19 protein-coding genes are annotated in these 20,050 nt (G+C 61.3%); 9 read left to right on the top strand and 10 right to left on the bottom strand.

Annotation, left to right across the window (positions count from 1 at the left end; translation table 11 throughout):
* Window positions 1-100: 100 nt before the first annotated feature.
* The 5 genes from HGP12_RS21220 to HGP12_RS21200 all read right to left on the bottom strand — a co-directional run bounded on the left by HGP12_RS21220 (window position 101) and on the right by HGP12_RS21200 (window position 5,687).
* On the bottom strand, window positions 101-3,562 hold the full coding sequence (locus HGP12_RS21220) for a chromosome segregation SMC family protein (RefSeq protein ID WP_168842544.1): 3,462 nt from the start codon (window positions 3,560-3,562) through the stop codon (window positions 101-103).
* A 144-nt stretch (window positions 3,563-3,706) separates the two neighbouring features.
* Window positions 3,707-4,396: a DsbA family protein gene (locus HGP12_RS21215; RefSeq protein ID WP_168842543.1), complete on the bottom strand. Its 690-nt coding sequence runs from the start codon at window positions 4,394-4,396 to the stop codon at window positions 3,707-3,709.
* 156 nt (window positions 4,397-4,552) lie between these two features.
* Entirely contained in the window at window positions 4,553-4,858 is a 306-nt protein-coding gene (locus HGP12_RS21210) for a type II toxin-antitoxin system RelE/ParE family toxin (RefSeq protein ID WP_168842542.1), read from the bottom strand.
* Entirely contained in the window at window positions 4,848-5,123 is a 276-nt protein-coding gene (locus HGP12_RS21205; protein ID WP_168842541.1) for a type II toxin-antitoxin system ParD family antitoxin, read from the bottom strand. The genes HGP12_RS21210 and HGP12_RS21205 overlap by 11 nt, the downstream gene beginning before the upstream one ends.
* A 63-nt stretch (window positions 5,124-5,186) precedes the next feature.
* Window positions 5,187-5,687 carry a DUF721 domain-containing protein gene (locus HGP12_RS21200; RefSeq protein ID WP_168842540.1) on the bottom strand — a complete coding sequence of 167 codons (501 nt, stop codon included), beginning with the start codon at window positions 5,685-5,687 and terminating at the stop codon, window positions 5,187-5,189.
* A gap of 98 nt (window positions 5,688-5,785) precedes the next feature.
* On the opposite strand from HGP12_RS21200, the gene mutY reads away from it, so the two are divergent.
* Genes mutY through HGP12_RS21185 form a run of 3 tightly spaced genes read left to right on the top strand, consistent with a single transcriptional unit; the run spans window position 5,786 to window position 7,879 of the window.
* Window positions 5,786-6,898 (top strand): A/G-specific adenine glycosylase, encoded by a 1,113-nt coding sequence (gene mutY, locus HGP12_RS21195; RefSeq protein WP_205926577.1) that lies wholly within the window; start codon window positions 5,786-5,788, stop codon window positions 6,896-6,898.
* Entirely contained in the window at window positions 6,895-7,509 is a 615-nt protein-coding gene (locus HGP12_RS21190; RefSeq protein ID WP_168842539.1) for an HAD family hydrolase, read from the top strand. The genes mutY and HGP12_RS21190 overlap by 4 nt, the downstream gene beginning before the upstream one ends.
* 4 nt (window positions 7,510-7,513) lie before the next feature.
* A complete protein-coding gene (locus HGP12_RS21185; RefSeq protein ID WP_168842538.1) occupies window positions 7,514-7,879 on the top strand; it encodes a nuclear transport factor 2 family protein in 366 nt (121 codons plus the stop codon).
* A 167-nt stretch (window positions 7,880-8,046) separates the two neighbouring features.
* On the opposite strand, the gene HGP12_RS21180 is transcribed toward HGP12_RS21185, so the two are convergent.
* From HGP12_RS21180 to HGP12_RS21170, 3 genes are all read right to left on the bottom strand, one after another.
* Entirely contained in the window at window positions 8,047-9,177 is a 1,131-nt protein-coding gene (locus HGP12_RS21180; RefSeq protein ID WP_168842537.1) for a site-specific DNA-methyltransferase, read from the bottom strand.
* A gap of 160 nt (window positions 9,178-9,337) precedes the next feature.
* The gene (locus HGP12_RS21175) at window positions 9,338-9,685 is read right to left on the bottom strand and encodes an antibiotic biosynthesis monooxygenase (protein ID WP_168842536.1); all 348 of its coding nucleotides are present in this window, start codon (window positions 9,683-9,685) and stop codon (window positions 9,338-9,340) included.
* Window positions 9,682-10,011 (bottom strand): NIPSNAP family protein, encoded by a 330-nt coding sequence (locus tag HGP12_RS21170; protein ID WP_168842535.1) that lies wholly within the window; start codon window positions 10,009-10,011, stop codon window positions 9,682-9,684. The genes HGP12_RS21175 and HGP12_RS21170 overlap by 4 nt, the downstream gene beginning before the upstream one ends.
* A gap of 72 nt (window positions 10,012-10,083) precedes the next feature.
* On the opposite strand from HGP12_RS21170, the gene HGP12_RS21165 reads away from it, so the two are divergent.
* Window positions 10,084-10,809 (top strand): helix-turn-helix transcriptional regulator, encoded by a 726-nt coding sequence (locus HGP12_RS21165; RefSeq protein WP_168842534.1) that lies wholly within the window; start codon window positions 10,084-10,086, stop codon window positions 10,807-10,809.
* Window positions 10,810-10,926: 117 nt separating this feature from the next.
* Here the strand turns inward: HGP12_RS21165 and HGP12_RS21160 are convergent, their stop codons facing one another.
* Window positions 10,927-11,595 carry a GntR family transcriptional regulator gene (locus HGP12_RS21160; protein ID WP_168842533.1) on the bottom strand — a complete coding sequence of 223 codons (669 nt, stop codon included), beginning with the start codon at window positions 11,593-11,595 and terminating at the stop codon, window positions 10,927-10,929.
* 234 nt (window positions 11,596-11,829) lie between these two features.
* On the opposite strand from HGP12_RS21160, the gene HGP12_RS21155 reads away from it, so the two are divergent.
* Complete coding sequence (locus HGP12_RS21155) at window positions 11,830-12,522, top strand: HAD family hydrolase (protein ID WP_168842532.1); 693 nt, start codon at window positions 11,830-11,832, stop codon at window positions 12,520-12,522.
* 139 nt (window positions 12,523-12,661) lie between these two features.
* Here HGP12_RS21155 and HGP12_RS21150 read toward each other — a convergent pair whose 3' ends face one another.
* Complete coding sequence (locus tag HGP12_RS21150; RefSeq protein ID WP_168842531.1) at window positions 12,662-13,282, bottom strand: hypothetical protein; 621 nt, start codon at window positions 13,280-13,282, stop codon at window positions 12,662-12,664.
* 314 nt (window positions 13,283-13,596) lie between these two features.
* On the opposite strand from HGP12_RS21150, the gene thrC reads away from it, so the two are divergent.
* Genes thrC through HGP12_RS21130 form a run of 4 tightly spaced genes read left to right on the top strand, consistent with a single transcriptional unit; the run spans window position 13,597 to window position 19,887 of the window.
* A complete protein-coding gene (gene thrC, locus HGP12_RS21145) occupies window positions 13,597-14,994 on the top strand; it encodes a threonine synthase (RefSeq protein WP_168842530.1) in 1,398 nt (465 codons plus the stop codon).
* A gap of 20 nt (window positions 14,995-15,014) precedes the next feature.
* Entirely contained in the window at window positions 15,015-16,313 is a 1,299-nt protein-coding gene (locus HGP12_RS21140) for a pitrilysin family protein (protein ID WP_168842529.1), read from the top strand.
* A 50-nt stretch (window positions 16,314-16,363) separates the two neighbouring features.
* A complete protein-coding gene (locus HGP12_RS21135; RefSeq protein WP_168842528.1) occupies window positions 16,364-16,978 on the top strand; it encodes a GNAT family N-acetyltransferase in 615 nt (204 codons plus the stop codon).
* Window positions 16,975-19,887, top strand: coding sequence for an EAL domain-containing protein (locus HGP12_RS21130; RefSeq protein WP_168842527.1), 2,913 nt, complete (start codon window positions 16,975-16,977; stop codon window positions 19,885-19,887). The genes HGP12_RS21135 and HGP12_RS21130 overlap by 4 nt, the downstream gene beginning before the upstream one ends.
* Window positions 19,888-20,050 lie beyond the last annotated feature (163 nt).

Genomic DNA, 20,050 nt, shown 5'->3' with positions numbered 1-20,050 from the left:
ATCGAAAAACAAAACTAGCACGCTTTAGGGCTGTACGGCAGCCAAGACGGCAATTTCCTGTCGATAAGAGAACAGTTTTATCATCGTTCGCAGGGCGCTCTCAGGCGATTTCGCGCAGCCGTTCGGCGGTCTGCAGGTCGACGGAGACGAGCTGCGAGACGCCCTGCTCCGCCATGGTCACGCCGAAGAGACGATTCATGCGGGCCATGGTGATGGGATTGTGGGTGATGACCACGAAGCGGGTCTCGGTAGAGGCCGCCATCTCGTCCATGAGATTGCAGTAGCGCTCGACATTGTGGTCGTCGAGCGGCGCATCCACTTCGTCCAGAACGCAGATCGGCGCGGGATTGGTGAGGAACACCGCAAAGATCAGCGCCATGGCCGTCAGCGCCTGCTCACCGCCCGAAAGCAGCGTCATGGTTTGCGGCTTCTTGCCCGGCGGGCGGGCTAAGATTTCGAGACCGGCCTCCAGCGGATCGTCGGATTCGATGAGCTGCAGCTCGGCCGTGCCGCCGCCGAAAAGATGGGTGAACAGGCGCTGAAACTGCGCATTGACGATGTCGAAGGCGACGATCAGGCGTTCACGGCCCTCGCGGTTGAGGCTCTGGATCGCGCCACGCAGCTTCCTGATGGCGTCGATAACGTCATCGCGCTCCTTGATCAGGGCCTGCAGCCGCTCCGTCAGCTCCTTGCTCTCCTCCTCGGCGCGCAGATTGACGGCGCCCAGACGCTCGCGTTCGATCTTGAACCGTTCCAGCTCGCGTTCGACCTCGCGCAGATCCGGCACGTTCTGCATGGCCGAAAGGCCGGTCAGGCGCATGGCCTCGTGCGGTTCGACATTGAGCGCCTGACGGATGCGCAGTTCGCTCTCCTGCCGACGCTCGCGGGCGGAGACCAGCCGCTCCTCGACGCGGCCACGCTTCTCGCGGCTTTCCGCCAGTTCGGAGAGAGCCGTCGTCGCATGACGATCGGCCTCGCGTTGAACGACTTCCGCTTCGGCAAGGCGGTCGGCGGCCTGGCGGCGCGCCTCCTCGGCCTTCTGCAGCTCGTTCATCAATGCGCGGCGTTTGTCGTCGAATTCATCGGGGGCGAGATCAAGTTCGGCCGCCTCTTCGCGCGTTTCCTCTTCACGGTCGCGCAGTGTCTGGATATGTTCCTCGGCGCTGACCGCGCGCTGGCGCCAGGTATCGCGTTCGTGCCGGATCGCCAGAAGGCGGCGCTGCCGCGCCTCGTTTTCCCGGTTCAAGCCCTCATGGCGGGCGCGGGCCTCGGCCAGGGTGCCACGATCCGTCGCGACCTCCGCCTGCTGGTCGCGCAGCTTCACATCGATGGCGTCGAGATTCGGTGCGTCTTCCAGCTCGATGCGGGCATTCTCATCCTGCATCGCCACATCTTCGAGCTGCTCCCGCAACCGGCTGACAGCCTCGACGACGACATCGCGGCGGCGGATGAGATCACCGGATGCGCGCTCGGCGGCAGCCAGTGCTTCACGCGCCTCGGCGAGATGCCGGGCCGCAAGCCGGCTGGCGTCGCGGGCGGTGGCCAGATGTCCCTCTTCGGCCCTGATCGCCTCGGCGGCGGCCGACAGACGCTCTTCAGCCTCCACAAGCATATCGCGCGCAAGCTCGACTTCGGCTTCCAGCTCGGAGAGACGGTTCTTCTGCGCCAGCCGCAGGGCAGCGGCACTCGGTGCATCGGCGCCGGTCACATGACCATCCCAGCGGAAGACCGCGCCTTCCCTGGTGACCAACCGCTGTCCGGGCTTCAGTGCCGGCATCAATCGCAAGGCGTCTTCAACCGAAACGATGCCGATCTGCCGCAGGCGCCGCGTCAATGCCGCCGGCGCGCCGACATGAGTGATCAACGGGGCAACGCCTTCCGGCAGAGCCGGATCGGTCGCGCCGCTGCCATTGTCGGACCAATAGACCGGCGCCTCGGAATCGAGCGAGGATTCCAGGTCATCGCCAAGTGCCGCGCCAAGCGCCGTCTCGAAACCGCGGTCGACGCGCAACTCCTCGGCAACCGGCGAAAAGGCACCGGACGTATCGCCCGCCGCCAGCATTTTGGAAATGGTTCGCGCTTCGGTTTCGAGCGCGTTCAGACGTGCCCGCGCCTGTTCGACCGGCCCACGCGACAACGCCTCGGTTTCGCGCGCCTTGGCGAGAACGGCTTCGACACGCTGGATCTCGCCCTCCGCGTCGGCAACGACATTCTCCGCCATCTCGACCATGTCGCGCTTTTCGCTAGGGTCGGGCAAATCGGCCATCTTCTCGTCGATGGCGGCAAGCTCGCCATTCGCTTCACTGGCTTGGCGCTCGAGCCGCATCTTGCGATCGGCCAGATCGCGGATGGCGCGCTCCAGCTGATTGCGGGCGGCTGCGGTCTCGGCGCGTTCTGCGGTCAGGGCGGTAAAGATGCGCTCGCTGTCGGCGAGCTTGGCGGCGGCTTCTTCGAAAGCGACGCTCGTCTCCTCGGCAAGCCTTCCGGAGTCGGCGAGGATATCGGCGAGATCGGCTTCCTCGGCATCGAGCTTGGCAAGGATGGAGGCATTGTCGGCGACAAGGCGCTGCTCGCGGCTGATGTCCTCGGCCAGCTGCGCCAGACGACGGATCAATTCATCACGCCGCCGCAGGATGCGATTGACATCCTCCTCCAGCTGCGAGCGGGCGATCTGCAGACGCTGCAGGGCGGCCGCCGCCTTCGCTTCGTCGTCGCGCAGCTCCGGCAGTTTAAAACTGGCGATGCCCTGGGCCTTTGCCGCCTCCATCTGGATTTGCGCCTTTTCGGCGACGAGCGCGGTTGCCTGGTTGAGCGCGCTATCGGCTTCGGCTTCGGCTTCCTTGGCCTGCACCCAGCGGATATGCAGCAGCATGGCCTCACGGGCGCGGATCTCGGCCGAGAGCGTCTTGAAGCGGTTGGCCTGCCGCGCCTGGCGTTTCAGGCTCTCGATCTGGCTTTCGAGCTGCGATGTCACGTCATCCAGCCGCTCGAGATTGCTTTCAGCGGCGCGCAGGCGCAGTTCCGCTTCATGCCGGCGCGAATGCAGGCCGGAAATGCCGGCGGCCTCTTCCAACAGCTGGCGCCTCGCCTGGGGCTTGGCCTGGATCAGCTCGCCGATACGCCCCTGCCCGACCATGGACGGCGAGCGGGCGCCGGTGGAGGCATCGGCAAAGAGAAGCTGCACATCCTTAGCGCGCGCTTCCTTACCGTTGATGCGATAGATAGAGCCCTGTTCGCGCTCGATGCGGCGCGTCACCTGGATTTCATCACTGTCGTTGAAGGCGGCGGGCGCGGTGCGGTCGCTATTGTCGAGGTAAAGGCCGACTTCGGCGGTGTTGCGGGCGGGGCGATTGCCGGATCCGGAGAAGATCACGTCGTCCATGCCGGAGGCGCGCATGTTCTTGTAGGAATTCTCACCCATCACCCAGCGCAGCGCTTCGACAAGGTTGGACTTGCCGCAACCGTTCGGGCCGACGACACCGGTCAGACCGCGCTCGATGACGAATTCCGCCGGTTCGACGAAGGATTTGAAGCCGACAAGTCTCAGTCTGTTGAATTTCATAGGCGGTGCCCTCTTCTCCCCAGGGAGGAGAAGGCCGTCCACGATGCCGGCATGGGGAGCGCGAACGCTCCAAACTCGAATTCAAAAGAAACAATCACAGGCGCACGACCCCGGCCGCCCGCCTGTGATGAAAAAAGGCGCGGATCAGAGCAGGCTGTCGATAAGCTTCGACATGGCACCAACAGACATGTCCCCTGCATAGCGCTTGCCATTGACTAGGAAGGTCGGCGTTGCATTGACGCCGAAATCCTTGGCTGCGCGTTCCCGTACTGAGTTGACATCATCCAGAAGCTTCTGGTTCGTCAAGCATTTCGTGAAGCTATCCTCAGTAAAACCAGCGAGTTTCGACATCTGCAGCAGTGCGGCGCGGCCGTCGACATCCGGAGAGGCCCAGGCGATCTGCTGCTTGAACAGCATTTCGACCATCGGCATGTACTGTTCCTGCGGGGCGCAACGAGCCAGCATGAAGGCGGCGGCGGCACGCGGATCGAACGGGAATTCGCGGATGATGAAGCGAACCTTGCCGGTATCGACGTATTTCTGCTTGATCGTGTCGAAGGTCGTAACCGCGAAATGCGCGCAGTGCGGGCAGGTCAGCGACATGTATTCGACGATCTTGACGGGGGCATCTTCCTTGCCGAATGCGATTTCCGGCAGCGGGCCGGGCTTCAGCACTTCGTTCATGTCGACATTGCCGTCCGACGGCGGCACTTCGTCTTCGGCGGTTGCTGCAAATGCGGTGTCGGCAAAGGCAGAGAACGCCACGGAAAGGGCTGCAACGGCGGAGCCGCCCAGCAGATGGCGTTTGGTCAAGAGCATGTCGGACATCGGCATAGAGTCACCCGTCGTTGAAAGAGGTCTTCGAATATTCATGCGATATAACGGCAGCTTGCCGCTAACAAGGCACGGTTGACCAACTTTCTTCAAAGAATTGTGACCTGGGAAAGACAAGGAGGTTAAATTGCCGGCGAAATGAGAATCTATGCGTGTTTAGTGCTCGTCGAGCAAGGTCGATGAAATATTCTGACCAGCATAAAAGAGACGTAGAATAACGACTTGCTCGTTCTTGATAAGGTAAGCGGCGGTAACCCGCCGCTCGAACACCATGATCCGAACACCTGGCCCCAAACTCTCACGTTGAGGGCCTCTATCGGCCATTATTTTAAGTGTTTTGCACTGCTCTTGTAGTCGTTGGATAAACGACAACGCGCGGCTCGGGCTATCTTTCGCAATGAATTCATAGATATTTATAAGGTCGTCTTCGGCAAGAGCACTGAAAACAACCCTATATTTCACGGCCAGCTGCTTTCATTCGCTCAGCATGCATCCTTTCGATTCTATCGAAAACCTCGTCAGCATCTCTGCCGGGTCGCGGGTCATCAAGCGCTTCCTGGATCTTTGCGCGCATGATTTGATTTATGACTTCTTCTTCACGGTCTAATGCCCTCAAAGCAGCGCGCAGGACTTCGCTGGCGGAATCGTATGCTCCGGATTCCAGTCTCGCATCAACACCGCGCTGCTGATTACCGAGTGTAACCGTTATCGGCCTACTGCTTCGCATATCCAGTTCCTTGCAAATACTTTGCTCGAGTATGACAGTGTCATTAACAAAAGCAAGCCTGGATCAGGCCTTACCCCGCCTCCAAGCCATCGCCGTGCCCAAACGCTGAACGGCGGCCCTGATCTTCTCATCCTCGATACCATCCATCATGTCAGCCAGCTTGCGTGCCGCCTCGCCCTTCAGGGGCGGCGGCGTACGAGAGCGCTTGGATGCGACCGAGACCGGCTTCTGCACGATGCGGATCTGATTGACGGCATGGAATCCGAAAAAGCTGTTGATGCGCTGGATCAGCTCGCCCTGCGCATGGGTGAGAAATAGCGCGCGGGCGCCCTCGCAGGCGATCGTCAGCACGCCCGGCTGAAACCGCTCGTCCATGCCGGAGCCGCTTCGCTTGGCCCAGGCGATCTTTTCCGGCCGCGTGCAGTCGGCAAAGTCTTCGCCGGCGATTTCATCCCAGCAGCCAAGCAGCGTGGTATTGATGCCGGCGCGCTTTGCCAGCACCGGATCGACGATGCTGTTGGTCAGCTCGGAAATCTGCCGTTCGCCTTTTCGGGGATAACTCATATCATCCAGGTTTCTATGCGTGCTTTATGCGTCCGGGACCTTGATCGCCCGACGCGGCTTGGCCAAGTATAGAGCACTTCCCCTCGACGCGGCAAATCATGACCTCGACTTTAGAATCCCCCACGGCCGCATCCCTGCTTGCCTGGTATGACCGACATCATCGCGACCTGCCCTGGCGGGTCTCGCCGCCCATGGCCGCGCGCGGCGTCAAACCCGATCCCTATCGCATCTGGTTGTCGGAAGTGATGCTGCAGCAGACGACGGTGCCGGCGGTCAAATCCTATTTCGCGAAATTCCTGGAGCGCTGGCCGACGGTCGATGATCTCGCCGCCGCCACGAACGATGACGTCATGGCGGCCTGGGCCGGGCTTGGCTATTACGCCCGCGCCCGCAACCTGAAGAAATGCGCCGAGGCCGTTTCAGCCGATCATGACGGTCGTTTTCCCGATACCGAGGATGGCTTGCGCGCCCTCCCCGGCATTGGCGACTACACGGCTGCCGCCGTTGCCGCCATCGCATTCAATCGCCGGGCGGCGGTGATGGACGGCAATGTGGAGCGCGTCATTTCCCGCCTCTACGCGATCTCGGCGCCCTTGCCCGGCGCCAAGCCGTTGATGAAGCAGAAGGTCGCCCTGTTGACGCCCGCAGACCGGCCGGGCGATTTCGCCCAGGCGATGATGGATCTCGGCGCGACGATCTGCACGCCAAGGCGCCCGGTCTGTTCGCTCTGTCCCTTCAACGGTGCCTGCCAGGCGCTGGCCGGGCATGATCCCGAGCATTTTCCGGTCAAAGCCGCCAAGAAGGACAAGCCGGTGCGCCAGGGCGCGGCCTTCGTCGCCGTCAACGGCGAGGGCAAAATCTTTCTGCGCCGACGCGTCGAAAACGGCTTGCTGGGCGGCATGACGGAGGTACCCACCACGGGGTGGACCGCGCGTATCGACGGCGAGACCGGCCACGAGGCAGCCCCCTTTCCGGCCGACTGGCAGCCGGCGGGGACGGTGACCCACGTCTTTACGCATTTCGAGCTGAGATTGTCCATCTGGCGTACAGTCACGACGGCGCGCACGGACAACCATGACGGATGGTGGGCACCAGTTACAAATCTTGAAGAGCAGGCGCTGCCGACAGTCATGAAAAAAGCGATCGCCCAGGCTATTCCCAATGCGTTCGCAAAAATGCGTTTGGACAAAAAATCAGGAATTCATTCATGACGACGGAAATGCGGCACATCGTTTTCGATATCGGCAAGGTTCTGCTTCATTACGATCCGAGCATTCCCTACAGCCACGTCATTCCGGACGATGCCGAACGCGAATGGTTCCTCGCCAATGTCTGCACGAGCGAATGGAACATCGAACAGGACCGCGGCCGCACGTGGGGAGATGCCGAGGCACTGTTGATCGCCGAACATCCCGAGCGTGAGGAGCATATTCGCGCCTTCCGCAAATATTGGCACGAGATGGTTCCGCATGCTTATGAAGACAGCGTCGCGATCTTCGAAGGATTGATCGCGGAAGGCCGCGACGTCACGATGCTGACCAACTTCGCCTCCGATACGTTCCGCGAGGCCCAGTTGCGCTACCCGTTCCTCAACAAGCCGCGCGGCGTTACGGTTTCCGGCGATATCGGGCTGATCAAACCGGATGTCGCGATTTACGATACCCACGCCAAGAGCTTCGGTCTCGATCCGGCCTCGACGATCTTCATCGACGATTCCTATCCGAACGTCGAAGGCGCACGCGCTGCCGGCTGGCATGCAGTTCACTTCACCGGCGCCGAGAAGCTGCGCAGCGATCTCACCGCCCATGGCATAAAGGTTTGAGCCGATGATCTTCGATCCCGCAGAGCGCATCGATCTGTTCCACGACGCGATCAATCGCCTCGATTATGAGGCGATCGAGAACTTCTTTGCCGAGGACGCTACCTACGTCTCCAACGGTGTCGGCAGCCTTGCCGGCCGCGCGGCGATCATGGAAGCGTTCCGCGGCTATTTCGACACCTATCCCGATCAGACGGCATCCAACTCCCTGGTGGAGACGCTGACACCGCTTTCGGGCCGTGCCGTCTGGTCGGTTCGCGCGACCAACAGCAAGACCGGCAAGCCGCTGATCCGCGAAGGCGAGGAAACGATTACCTTCGACGAGGACGGCCGCATCGTCCGCGTCGATGTTACGGACTATCAGGAATTCTGATACCCGGAGCTGAAAAGACGCCCAGGGCCTTACCGATATTCGTTCGATAAGGCCCTGGGCGTTTCACCTTCTTCCCTAACTGGAGGTACACGACGGAAGAAGGCGGATATGTTTGCGGGAAAACAAAGAGATAGAGCGATTCCGTGGAAAGCTGAACCGCTCTTTGCTTACTCCACCTTCGCCAGATCGCTGCGGATGATAGCCCTCAGTTCGTCGATCGGACGCAGGGCACGTCCGTCGTCGAAGTGCCAGAACATCCATCCGTTGCATGCATCGAGGCCCTGGACCTTCGCGCCGAGGCGATGAATCGAACCGGCCTCGCCGCCGGAGGCGACCGTGCCGTCGGCGCGCACGATGGCGCTATAGCGGCGCTTCGCGTCCGTCAGCACCTGGCCCGGCTTGATCATGCCGCTCTCGATGAGCACGTTGAAAGCCACGCGCACTTCGGCCTTCTTGCCGGTCATGACGGTCAGTTCCGCCTTACCGAGCGGCTCGACGGCGGCGATGCGGGCGCTTGCCGCATCGATATAGTCCTGCTCGCGCTCGATGCCGACGAAATGACGGCCGAGGCGCTTGGCAACGGCGCCCGTCGTGCCCGACCCGAAGAAGGGATCGAGGATGATGTCGCCGGGTTTGGACGAGGCCATGATGACGCGGGCAAGCAAGGCTTCCGGCTTCTGCGTCGGATGCACCTTCTTGCCGTCGTCGCCCTTCAGCCGCTCGTTGCCGCTGCAGATCGGGAACAGCCAGTCGGAGCGCATCTGCACGTCGTCATTGGCGGCCTTCATGGCGTCGTAGTTGAAGGTATAGCCCTTGGCCTTGGCGTTCGGACTTGCCCAGATCATCGTCTCATGCGCGTTCTGGAAGCGGCGGCCCTTGAAATTCGGCATCGGATTGGTCTTGCGCCAGACGATGTCGTTGAGGATCCAGAAGTTCAGATCCTGCATGGTCGCGCCGACGCGGAAGATATTGTGATAGGAGCCGATGACCCAGATCGTGCCCGTCGGCTTCAACACGCGGCGGCAGGCAAGCAGCCAGGCGCGGGTGAAGGCGTCATAGGCTTCGAAGGATGCAAACTGGTCCCACTCGTCATCGACGGCGTCGACCAGCGACTGGTCCGGTCGATGCAGCGTGCCGCCAAGCTGAAGATTGTAGGGCGGGTCGGCGAAGATGACGTCGACGGACTGATTGGGCAGTGCTTCAAGAGCGGCCACGCAATCGCCCTTGATGATCGTGTCGATCCAGGACCCCGGAACTGCGGAGGTCCTGAGGTCGGCAAGCGGGAAAACTGACGCCATGTGATACTCGCTCTGTTACACTTACTCGATGCTCTTAACTGAGTGTTATGGTTACCTAACTTGGTTACCAAAGACTAAAGCGGCGGCATATTTTCCAAATTCCCGAGGAAGCCCCAGGGAATGCGTGGCTCGCAAGGCGGTGCTATCCCGCTAAACTGCCTTAGATGTCGTGCACCGCGTGGCTGTCATCTGGCGCCTCGTCCCGTTCCGTCATCCCGTAATCGCGAAGGACCTGCGTGACGCGCAAACGATAATCGGCGAATACCGTCTTGCGGCCCGCTTTCTGCGCGGCGCGATGGGCTTCGCGGTTTCGCCATTCGCGAACGGCGGCTTCGTCGCGCCAGAAGGACAGCGACAGGATCTTGCCCGGCTGACTGAGGCTTTCGAAGCGTTCGATGGAGACGAAACCATCGATGGCTTCGAGTTCGGAGCGCAGCCGTCCGGCAATGTCGAGATAATGCTGACGTTCATCAGGATGCGGGACGACTTCGAAAATAACTGCGATCATGGCGATATCCCTGGAGCATGTGGCAGGGATATATTTTTCAGGAAAATACGATTCTCCTGCAAGATGAAACGCTCACGACGGGAGAAATCGTGATTGGCCTGCGCCAGCGGGTCGGCGGCTAGGCTCTTGCGGTAGGCCTCGTAGGCGGCCAGGTTTTCAATGTTGTATATGCCATAGGCCGTCGTCAGCGAACCCTCATGTGGCGCGAAGTAGCCGATCAGATCGGCGCCGTTGCGCGGGATAATCTGGCCCCAGGCCTTGCCATATTGCGCGAAGGCTTCCTGCTTGAACGGATCGATCTGATAGCGGATGAGACAGGTGATCATTGGCTTTCTCCTTTGCTGATGGGAGTGTTTTCTCACATTGCAGGACGAAGATGCTTCGGTTACGATCGAAGTATGAAAGAAGGTCCAGACATCGCACAGATCGGCTCGCTGATCGGCGATCCGGCACGAGCGAACATGCTGACGGCGCTGATGGGCGGCCGCGCGCTGACGGCGACGGAACTGGCGGCTGCGGCCGGCGTGACGCTGCAGACCGCGAGCGCTCATCTTGCCAAGCTCGAAGCAGGCGGCCTGCTCACGCAACGCAAGCAGGGCCGCCATCGCTATTTCGCGCTGGCCGACGACCGCGTCGGCAAACTGCTTGAGGGCATCATGGGTTTTGCCGCAAGCCGCGGGCACCTCCGCCATCGTCCCGGCCCGAAGGAGCCGGCCCTGCGCAAGGCGCGCATCTGCTACGACCATCTGGCTGGCGATTATGGCGTGCGCATGCTCGACAGCCTGGTGGAGGCCGGATCGATTTCCGTCATGGGCGAAGGCCTGAGTGTGACGGCCGACGGCGAGAAGCGTTTGGGATCGATCGGCATCGATATATCCGGGCTGCGTTCGAGCCGCCGTCCGCTTTGCCGATCCTGCCTTGATTGGAGCGAGCGGCGGGCGCATCTGGCCGGCAGCCTCGGCAAGGCGCTGCTTTCAAACTTCTTCGACAAGGGTTGGGCGCGACGAACCGAAAACAGCCGCTCGATCTTCTTCACGCCCGAGGGGGAGCGCCGCTTCCTGGCGCTCTTTCCTGTCGAATTGGGTGAAGATATCGAGCAGCCCCAGCTGGATGATACGCTTTGAACTGTCGCGAGGTACATTGCAGCTGAGGTCAAATCAAAAACGGCCTCACTCGGAAGACGAAATGAATTGCCGATCGAAACACGTCCAGTAATACACCGAAGAAACTATCTATAATTTTTAGCCGACGATTGCGAACGCTTCGCGGGTCGATCCGGACGGTGTGCGAACCGGCGCGCGGCCGATCCATTGCACATGTTTCTGCAGAATCGCGGCTGCCTCATCGGCCCGCCCTTGGCGCAACGCCGCCAGAATAGCGCGGTGGTCGTGATCCGTGCGCTTCTCCCAGCCGGATTGCCAGGCGGAGAAGAGAAAGCGGGCGCTGGCGGCATGCAGGTCATCGATGGCGGCCAGCAGGCGCACCATGCCGCAGGGCGCCAGGATCAGGCGGTGGAAGCGGCGATTGGCCTCCTCCCAGGCGCGGACATCGCCGGCGGCATCGCCGTCGCGTGTCGCCTGCTCGGCCTCGTCGAGAATGGCAGGCGTCAGGTGCGGGGCCGCATGCTTGAGCGCAAGGCCCTCGAGCGCCGCCCGCATTTCGGCGACCTCGCGGACTTCCTTGAGATCGAAAGAGGCGACGCGAACGCCGCGGCGCGGCAAGCTGATCGCCAGCCCTTGCGCCTCCAGCCGCCGGAACGCTTCGCGCACGGGCACGTGGCTGGTACCGAATTCTGCGGCGATGTGATCCTGCCGCAGGCGGGCATCGGGCGCGATCTCGCCGCGGATGATGCGGTCGGCAAGCACCCGGCTGATGCGGCTGGCAATGGTGTCGTCGCGCTCCTTGGCCATGGCCGATCCTTAAAGGCGGGCCTGCCGGATGTCGAGCGGCAAGCAACGGTCATCACTTCTTTTGCGCATTTCGACCCTTTCGCTCACTGCAGCGCAGCCATGCCCGTCAATTGGTTGAGCTTTGGCGACAGATCGTGTAAAGCCCCACGGTCATTTTCCAGAGCATGCTCCGAACCACCGACGGCCTTCCGCGAAGCATGCCGACTTCAGCCCATATCAAAGGCAGCACTTCTCATGAGCAATGGCTTCGACCTCATCATCTTCGACTGCGACGGCGTTCTGGTCGATTCGGAAATCATCGCGGCACGGGTCGAATCGAAACTGCTGACCGATGCCGGCTACCCGATCAGCGCCGAGGAAATGGGCGAGCGCTTCGCCGGCATGACCTGGCGCAACATCCTGTTCGAAGTCGAGCGCGAGGCAAGTATCCCGCTCTCCGCGTCGCTACTCGACAAGTCGGAGAAATTGCTCGACCTGAAGCTTGCCAATGAGGTTCAGGCGATATCAGGCGTTCCGCTGGCGCTGTCACGGCTGCCGATGCCACGCTGCATCTGCTCGAACTCCAGCTCCGAACGTCTCGACATGATGTTGACCAAGGTCGGCTACATCAAGTTCTTTGCGCCGCATATCTACTCCGCCAAGGATCTCGGCGCCGACCGCGTGAAGCCGAAGCCGGATATCTTCCTGCACGGCGCCAAGCAGATGAATGTCAGCCCCGCCAACACGATCGTCGTCGAAGATTCCGTTCATGGCGTCCAGGCCGCACGCGCCGCCGGCATGCGCGTCATCGGCTTCACCGGCGCGTCGCATACCTATCCTTCCCATGCCGACCGTCTGACGGATGCCGGCGCCGAAACCGTCGTCAGCCGCATGGCCGACCTGCCCGGCGTCGTCATGGCGCTCGCAGAATGGGACGGCGTGCTCTGAGGCAATAGGCAATAGGCAATAGGCAATAGGCAATAAATGTTGCGGCTATAGTGCCGACGGCAGCAAGGGGACAAGGTGTCTTTTACTACTGCCTACTGCCTACTGCCTACTGCCTACTGCCTACTGCCTGACCCCAACCTTAGTGACGCTTCTTACGGGCCGGCTTCTCACCCTTTACAGGCTTCTGCGGACCCTGTTCGAAGCCGATCTGGACGATCGTGAAGCCGCCGGAACCGCCGGCAACCTGGATATCGTCATCGGTGAAGAGGAATTGTGCCGTGGTCTCACCCGGCGGAATTTCCGCCGTGTACATGATGGTCTTGCTGTAAAGGGCATTATCATTGTCCATGACGGCAACGTGGATGGGCAAGGTGACCTTGCCGGAACTGCCCGTCGGGCCGGCAACGAGGCGCCCTTGCGCGACGACATGAATGCCGAGGCTGGCGCCGTCGCTTGTGCACTGGCGCGTCGCCTGCGCGAGCGAGGCCTGATAGGCCAGCTGGTTCGGATCATCCTTGGCGCCCTTAGCGTAAACGCGATAGACCGAATCTTCGTCGCGAATGACCGCCTGCGGGCATTTGCCGGCGACATAGGTCTGACCACCGGTCGGAGCCGCGGTCGCGGGGCTCGCCTGCGGTGCTACCGTTACGTCCGTTGCCGGCTGTTTTTCACTATTGCCGCCGATACCGAGAGTGCTGCAACCCGTCAGCAATGCCAGAAGCGAAGCGGAGAAAAGACGACGCGAAACCTTGCCAAACACTATTATTCCACCCTCTCCAGATATTTCACATTATCGGCCTGCAGCCTATTAAACGGGCCTTTTATGACACTTGGCGATGGTCTATACCAGCGACGCAGCAAAAAATCGATTGGGTAGACACCGTTTTGGCTCACTTTTCGAGATCGACACATTGCCATAGACAGCCGCCACATGGCGCCGATCCCACGCGCCTTGCGCAAACGCGAAAACCACGCGGCTGATCCGACGCAAAAAGACAGGCCGCCGTCGCTTCGTTCCACTACCCTCTCAATCGATCACTCAGGCAATTTTGCGACCAAAGGAATTCTAAGACCGTGGACTATATCTCAACGCGGGGAGAAGCCCCTGCCCTTGGCTTCTGCGACGCCCTCCTGGCCGGCCTTGCTCGCGACGGCGGGCTCTATGTTCCCCGTGAATGGCCTGCCCTGACGAAGAAGGAAATCCGCGCCTTTCGCGGCAAAAGCTACCAGGACGTCGCTTTCGCGGTCCTCTCCCCCTTCACCAATGGCGAGATCCCGGCCGACGTCTTCCGCGGCATGATCGACGATGCCTACGCCACCTTCCGGCACCCCGCGGTCACACCGCTCGTCCAGACCGGGCCGAACAGTTTCGTCATGGAACTCTTCCACGGCACGACGCTCGCCTTCAAGGATGTCGCCATGCAATTGCTGGCACGACTGATGGACTACGCGTTGGAAAAGCGCGGCCAGCGGGCCACCATCGTCGGCGCCACATCAGGCGACACCGGTGGTGCCGCGATCGACGCCTTCGCCGGCCGCGAACGCACCGATATCTTCATTCTCTTCCCGCATGGGAAGGTTTCGCCGGTACAGCAGCGGCAGATGACCACCTCGACGGCGGCCAATGTTCACGCGCTGGCGGTCAAGGGCAATTTCGACGACTGCCAGAACCTCGTCAAAGCCATGTTCAACGACGCCGCCTTCCGCGACAAGGTCAAGCTTTCCGGTGTCAATTCCATCAACTGGGCGCGAATCATGGCGCAGGTGGTCTATTATTTCACCACCGCAGTCGCCCTTGGCGGCCCGGACCGGAAGATTTCCTTCACCGTGCCAACGGGCAATTTCGGCGATATTTTCGCGGGCTACGTCGCCAAGCGCATGGGCTTGCCGATCGAGCGCCTAGTCATCGCCACCAACGAGAACGATATCCTGGCGCGCATGCTGAAGACCGGCCGCTACGAAATGCGTTCCGTCAAGGCCACCACCTCGCCGTCGATGGATATCCAGATCTCCTCCAACTTCGAACGGCTGCTGTTCGAGGCCAACGGCCGCGACGCGTCCAAGGTCCGCGCCGCCATGGAAAGCCTGAAGCAATCGAACGGCTTTTCGATCAGCGAAGAGGCCCTGAAATTCATCAAGAAAGACTTCCGCGCCGGGCGCGCCAGCGAAAAGCAGGTGGCCGAAACGATCCGCAAAACCCTCGCGGATACGGGCTATCTGCTCGACCCGCATACGGCGATCGGTGCTTTCGTCGCCGCGAAGAACGAGCGCCCCAGCAGCCCGATGGTGACACTTGCCACCGCGCATCCCGCAAAATTCCCCGCCGCAGTAAAATCCGCATCCGGTATTGACCCGGCGCTTCCGACGTGGCTTGCTGGTCTGATGACCAGGGAGGAGCGTTTCGACATTCTCGATCCGGAACTTAAAGCCGTTGAAGGCTTTATCGGCAAGCACGCCCGGACCGGGGAATAACAGACGCGGAAAGACAAGCGATGACAGTGGAGTGCACCCGGCTTGCGTCCGGGCTGACAGTAGCAACCCAATCGATGCCACACCTTGAAAGCGTGGCACTCGGCGTTTGGATCAAATCGGGTTCGCGTAACGAGACGGAAGCAGAACACGGTATTGCGCATCTGCTCGAGCATATGGCGTTCAAGGGCACGGGACGGCGCACCGCCCGCGAGATCGCCGAGGAAATCGAGAATGTCGGCGGCGAAGTCAACGCTGCCACCTCGACCGAAACCACTTCCTATTATGCCCGCGTTCTGAAGGATCACGTGCCGCTCGCCGTCGATATCCTTGCCGATATCCTGACCGAGTCCGCCTTCGACGAGGAAGAACTGGCCCGCGAAAAGCAGGTGATCCTGCAGGAAATCAACGCCGCGAACGACACGCCTGACGATGTCGTCTTCGACAAATTTTCCGAAGTCGCCTATCGTGGACAGACGCTCGGGCGCGCCATTCTCGGCACGCCGGAAACCGTCGTCTCCTTCTCGCCGGAACAGATCCGCCATTACCTCGGCCGCAACTACACGACCGACCGCATGTTCGTGGTGGCGGCCGGCGCGGTCGACCATGAAAGCTTCGTGCGTCAGGTCGAGGAGCGCTTCTCCAGCCTGCCGGCGAAACCGTCCGCTCCGCCCGTTATCGAGCCAGCCCGCTACATCGGCGGCAACATCCGGGAAACGCGCGACTTGATGGATGCGCAGATCCTGCTTGGCTTCGAAGGCCGTGCCTATCATACCCGCGATTTCTATTGTTCGCAGATCCTCGCCAACATCCTCGGCGGCGGCATGTCATCGCGCCTGTTCCAGGAAGTGCGCGAGTTCCGCGGGCTCTGTTATTCGGTCTATGCCTTCCACTGGGGCTTCTCCGACACCGGCATCTTCGGCATCCATGCCGCCACCGGCGGCGAGAACCTGCCGGAATTGCTGCCCGTCATCGTCGACGAGCTGCGCAAGTCTTCCCATGACATCCAGCAGCAGGAAATCGAGCGCGCCCGCGCCCAGATCCGCGCACAATTGCTGATGGGCCAGGAAAGTCCAGCCGCCCGCGCCGGCCAGGTCGCCCGGCAGATGATGCTTTACGGCCGCCCCATCCCGAACCAGGAGATGCTGGAACGCCTGGAAGGCATCACCATCGACCGCCTGACGGATCTTGCCGGCCGGCTGTTCTTCGATACAGTACCGACGCTTTCGGCGATCGGGCCGCTGGAGCAGCTTGCACCGATGGAAGACATCGTCACGTCGCTGTCGTCGCCAGCCCCCGCTTCCAAAAGCGCAAGCGGCTAAGGGCACGCCGCGAGCCTATGGGTTCAATTCTCGGGGGAGTGCTTGGCGGCATGCAAAAATCTGTCTTTCGGTTTCTCTCACGTCATCCGGACGCGGTTGAACTCGAAAACGACACATATTTGCTGCGCCTGCCGCGCTACTCCGATTTCAACCAATGGCACAGGCTCCGGGCGGAGAGCCGCCGCTTCCTGGAACCCTGGGAGCCGACCTGGCGGCATGACGAGCTTACGGAGGGCGCCTATCGGGCACGCATCATCCGCGGAAAGCAGGAATATAGTTCCGGCCAGGCCATACCGCTATTCATCTTCCTCAGGGAAAACATGACGCTGGTTGGCGGGATTACGATCGGCTATATTCGCCGCGGTGCTGCGCAGAGCTGCATGATCGGATATTGGATGGGCGAGCGCTATTCCGGTCAGGGCCATATGTTCGCCGCACTTCAATTGGTTATACCCTATATCTTTTCCGGACTTGAGTTGCACCGTATTGAAGCAGCCTGTATTCCGGACAATGAGCGTAGCATGCGGCTTTTGGAAAAAGCCGGTTTCCAGCGGGAAGGTCATTTGCGCGGTTATCTTAAAATCAACGGTCAGTGGCGCGACCATGTGATGTTTTCAAGGTTGGCATCCGACACCAACCCGAACCGAAGCTTCGACCAGCGATGATCACCGGATTCACGCAGACGTGGCCGATGGCCCCGCGGCTATCCGCGCTGATCGCCACGCTTGCGGCCACCATGCTGCTGTTGATCGCCGGTATGGCGCATGCGGCGGAGCCCGTGAAGATTTCGCGCGACGATACCGCCCTCGACCTGACGGCGACGACGGAGATCTACACCAACCAGGGCGAAGCCTTTCAGGTCTCGACTGCGGCCGGAGCCGACGGCATCCGGCGCCGCATTGAGGTACGATCCTCCTCACCGAACCATCAAGGTGACTGGGCCGTCTTCGCGCTCGCCAATGTCTCGGAAGAGCAGCTGGAGCGCGTCATCGTCGCGCCGCATTTCCGTCTGGTGAATTCTAAGGTCTTCTGGCCCGATCTCGGCTCGCAGCGCATCGTCGCCATTACGCCGAGCGAAGGTTTCGCGCTCGACCGTCAGCCGAGCGACGAGGCCGATGTCTTCCGCATCACGCTGAACCCCGGCGCCGTCGTCACCTTCGTTGCCGAGCTTTCGTCGCCGAACCTGCCGCAGCTCTATCTCTGGGAACCGAACGCCTACAAGGATACGGTCAACGCCTTCACGCTCTATCGCGGCATCGTGCTCGGCATTGCCGGGCTGCTGGCCGTGTTCCTGACCATCCTTTTTGTGGTCAAGGGCACGTCGATGCTGCCGGCGACGGCGGCACTCGCCTGGGCGGTGCTCGGCTATATCTGCGTGGATTTCGGCTTCCTCGGCAAGCTCATCAGCATCACGTCGAGCGACCAGCGAATATGGCGCGCCTGCGCGGAGGTGGCGCTCGCATCGAGCCTGGTGATCTTCCTGTTCACCTATCTCAATCTCAATCGCTGGCATGCGCATCTCGGCTACGTGACGCTTGCCTGGGTTCTCGGCCTTGCCCTGCTCTTCGGCGTCGCGATCTACGATCCGTCGATCGCGGCCGGTATCGCGCGGCTGTCGCTGGCGCTGACGGCGACGGCCGGCCTGCTGCTCATCATCTATCTCGGCTTCAGCCGCTATGATCGCGCCATCCTGCTCGTGCCTGCCTGGGCTCTGATCCTCGTCTGGCTGTTCGGAGCCTGGATGACGGTCATGGGCAAGCTCGACAACGACATCATCCAGCCCGCACTCGGCGGCGGCCTTGTGCTCATCGTCCTGCTGATCGGCTTCACCGTCATGCAGCACGCCTTTGCCGGCGGTGCCTTCCAGCAGGGCTTGTTCTCGGATCTCGAGCGTCAATCCCTGGCGCTCACAGGTTCCGGCGACACCGTCTGGGACTGGGACGTGGCGCGCGACCGCGTGGTGACGACTCCCGATATCTCGATGAAGCTCGGCCTTTCGCCGGGCACCATGCACGGCGCCGCGCGCAACTGGCTGCCGCGGCTGCACCCAGACGATCGAGATCGTTTCCGCGCAACGCTTGACGTGCTGCTGGAACACCGTCGGGGCCGACTGAACCACGAATTCCGCATTCGCGCGGAGGATGGGCATTTCCACTGGCTGTCGATCCGCGCCCGGCCGGTGCTTGGGTCGAACGGCGAGATCATTCGCTGCGTCGGCACGATCGTCGATATCACCGAGCAGAAGAATTCGGTCGAGCGGCTGCTGCACGACGCCGTGCACGACAATCTCACCGGATTGCCGAACCGCCAGGTCTTCCTCGACCGGCTGCAGGCCGTTCTGACGCTCGCGTCGGATAGCAATCAGCTCCGGCCGACCGTGATGGTCATCGACATCGACCGCTACAAGCTCGTCAACGATACGCTCGGCTTCGCGGCTGGTGACAATATTCTCATCGCGCTGACGCGGCGCCTTCGCCGCCTGATGAAGCCGCAGGATACACTCGCTCGCCTTTCGGGCGACCAGTTCGGGCTCATCCTCGTTTCCGAACGCGATCCGGCCAAGGTTGCGGATTTTGCCGACGCGATCAGCAAGGCAATCATGGTGCCGATCAATTTCGCCAATCGCGAAATCATCCTGACGGCATCGGTCGGGCTAACGTCGTGGGTCGACCAGCAGGAAAATGCGGCCGGCATGCTGAGCGATGCGGAACTTGCCATGTACCGCGCCAAACGCGCCGGCGGCAATCGCGTCGAGCCGTTCCAGCCGGCCTTCCGCAGCTTCGGCACCGACCGGCTGCAGCTCGAAACCGATCTGCGCCGCGCCGTCGAGCGCAAGGAACTTTCGCTGGTCTATCAGCCGATCGTCCGCCTGGAAGATGCCGAGGTCGCGGGCTTCGAGGCGCTGATGCGCTGGGAGCATCCCAAGCGCGGCAATATTCCGCCGACGGAATTCATTCCGATCGCGGAGGCTTCCGACATCATCGGCCCGCTCGGCATGTTCGCGCTCGAACAGGCGACCAACGACCTGAAGGCCTGGCAGCGACAGACTGGCGATCTGCCACTGTTCGTCTCCATCAATCTTTCCAGCGTGCAGCTGCTCAACAACGAGCTTTACGACGATATCCGTGCCCTGCTCGCCAAGACCCATTGCGATCCGAGCCGTATCAAGCTGGAGCTGACGGAATCGCAGGTGATGGAAAACCCGGAACAGGCTCGGCTCGTGCTCAACAAGCTGCGCGACGCCGGCATCGGCCTCGCGCTCGACGATTTCGGCACCGGCTATTCGTCGCTCGCCTATCTCACCCGCTTCCCCTTCGACACGATCAAGCTCGACAAGGCCATGGTTCGCGACGACAGCGACAAGAAGGCCGTTCTGCTGCGCTCGGTCATTTCCATGGCGCGCGAACTCAACATGCGCGTCGTCGCCGAAGGAATCGAATCCGAAGAGGATGCCTTGGAGCTTGCCAAGATCGGTTGCAGCTACGGACAGAGCTTCATCTTCGGGCCGCCGATGGGCTCCGATTCGGTGATACGTCTGTTGAAGGAACGCTTTCCGCTGACGAAGCGTGCCTAAGGCTTTTCGCGAACCGTCATCGACGATTTGCGGCGCCTAGAGCACGCTTCGATTTCTCAGAATCGCAGGTTCGCAAATCAGCTGAGATATGATTCTCTGTTCCTACCGGGAAAGGACGGTCGGCAGGGATGACCCAACCATATTCCGAAGATCTTCGCGAACG

It is taken from the genome of Rhizobium sp. P28RR-XV, from assembly GCF_012641385.1.
Lineage (GTDB): Bacteria > Pseudomonadota > Alphaproteobacteria > Rhizobiales > Rhizobiaceae > Rhizobium.
The sequence above is the reverse complement of the archived record's forward strand: the minus strand, read 5'-3'. Positions and strand labels throughout refer to the sequence as shown.

Coding starts and splice junctions, on each gene's coding strand:
- HGP12_RS21220 (WP_168842544.1), bottom strand. CDS start 3,562: ATGAAATTCAACAGACTGAGACTTGTCGGCTTCAAATCCTTCGTCGAA.
- HGP12_RS21215 (WP_168842543.1), bottom strand. CDS start 4,396: ATGCCGATGTCCGACATGCTCTTGACCAAACGCCATCTGCTGGGCGGC.
- HGP12_RS21205 (WP_168842541.1), bottom strand. CDS start 5,123: ATGCGAAGCAGTAGGCCGATAACGGTTACACTCGGTAATCAGCAGCGC.
- HGP12_RS21200 (WP_168842540.1), bottom strand. CDS start 5,687: ATGAGTTATCCCCGAAAAGGCGAACGGCAGATTTCCGAGCTGACCAAC.
- mutY (WP_205926577.1), top strand. CDS start 5,786: ATGACCTCGACTTTAGAATCCCCCACGGCCGCATCCCTGCTTGCCTGG.
- HGP12_RS21190 (WP_168842539.1), top strand. CDS start 6,895: ATGACGACGGAAATGCGGCACATCGTTTTCGATATCGGCAAGGTTCTG.
- HGP12_RS21185 (WP_168842538.1), top strand. CDS start 7,514: ATGATCTTCGATCCCGCAGAGCGCATCGATCTGTTCCACGACGCGATC.
- HGP12_RS21180 (WP_168842537.1), bottom strand. CDS start 9,177: ATGGCGTCAGTTTTCCCGCTTGCCGACCTCAGGACCTCCGCAGTTCCG.
- HGP12_RS21175 (WP_168842536.1), bottom strand. CDS start 9,685: ATGATCGCAGTTATTTTCGAAGTCGTCCCGCATCCTGATGAACGTCAG.
- HGP12_RS21170 (WP_168842535.1), bottom strand. CDS start 10,011: ATGATCACCTGTCTCATCCGCTATCAGATCGATCCGTTCAAGCAGGAA.
- HGP12_RS21165 (WP_168842534.1), top strand. CDS start 10,084: ATGAAAGAAGGTCCAGACATCGCACAGATCGGCTCGCTGATCGGCGAT.
- HGP12_RS21160 (WP_168842533.1), bottom strand. CDS start 11,595: ATGGCCAAGGAGCGCGACGACACCATTGCCAGCCGCATCAGCCGGGTG.
- HGP12_RS21155 (WP_168842532.1), top strand. CDS start 11,830: ATGAGCAATGGCTTCGACCTCATCATCTTCGACTGCGACGGCGTTCTG.
- HGP12_RS21140 (WP_168842529.1), top strand. CDS start 15,015: ATGACAGTGGAGTGCACCCGGCTTGCGTCCGGGCTGACAGTAGCAACC.
- HGP12_RS21135 (WP_168842528.1), top strand. CDS start 16,364: ATGCAAAAATCTGTCTTTCGGTTTCTCTCACGTCATCCGGACGCGGTT.
- HGP12_RS21130 (WP_168842527.1), top strand. CDS start 16,975: ATGATCACCGGATTCACGCAGACGTGGCCGATGGCCCCGCGGCTATCC.